Origin of the sequence: Microcoleus sp. A6-C6, from assembly GCF_036705955.1 — a bacterium.
Taxonomy (GTDB): domain Bacteria; phylum Cyanobacteriota; class Cyanobacteriia; order Cyanobacteriales; family Microcoleaceae; genus Microcoleus.
On the sequence record NZ_JAUBVR010000196.1, the window covers coordinates 1 to 1,028 of the forward strand.

General features: G+C 44.0%; 1 protein-coding gene. It reads left to right on the forward strand.

Annotated features, from left to right (window positions below):
• The coding region (locus tag QUB52_RS29180; protein ID WP_332976359.1) for an RNA-guided endonuclease InsQ/TnpB family protein at positions 1-1,028 on the forward strand (1,028 nt) is incomplete at both ends.

A 1,028-nucleotide genomic window follows, 5' to 3' on the forward strand; every position in this document is an offset into this window, starting at 1 on the left:
GATTCACTAGCATTATGTAATTCATCCGAAAAGCTACCAAGTAACGGAGATCTGCAAAAGACTTTTATTACTCAAGCCAAGAAGTCGGAAGAACGAGAATGGCTGGCAGAAGTTTCAAATATTCCTCTTCAGCAATCAATTGCCGATTTAGGGGTGGCTTGGAAAAATTACTTTGATTCATTCAAAGGTAAGCGAAAAGGTCGGAGAGTTAGGCGTCCCAAATTTAAAAAGCGTAACAGCAGGCAGTCGGCACGATTTAGGATCGGAGGCTTTTCCATCAAACAGGGAAAAGTTTATCTTACCAAAATCGGAAAGCTCAAGGTTGTCTGGTCAAGAGAATTGCCATCTTCACCAAGCTCGGTCACGGTAATTAAGGATGCTGCGAACCGATATTTTGTCAGCTTTGTCGTTGAAGTCGTTCCAACAGTATTACCCGACAACGGGCAATCGGTCGGTATCGACCTTGGTATCACAGACTTCGCTACCCTGAGTACAGGCGAGAAAATAAAAGCTCCCAAGCCTCTTAAAAAGCATCTAAGAAAGCTGCACAAGGCACAGCGCAAGTTAGCCAGAAAAAAGAAAGGTAGCAAGCGAAGGGAATTAGCGCGTCGCAGAGTTGCAAAGATTCACGCCAGAATTTCTGATATTCGCAACGATTTCCTACACAAATTGAGCAATAGAATTATTCGCGAAAACCAAGCAATAGTTCTAGAAGACCTCAACGTTGCTGGCATGATGAAAAACCGTAAATTATCCCGTGCTATTTCCGATTTAGGCTGGCGAATTTTTCGGACAATGCTGGAAGCTAAATCAGAAATGTACGGCAGAGATTTCAGGGTTATTAGTCGCTGGGAACCAACCAGTCAACGCTGCTCTTGCTGCAAACAGATTGGTGGAAAGAAAGAACTTTCAGTCCGTGAATGGACTTGCTTATTTTGTGGAGCAGTTCACGACCGAGACGAAAATGCAGCAATTAATATAAAAGTCGCGGGCGGATTGCCTGAGACTATAAACGGACGTGGAGGACG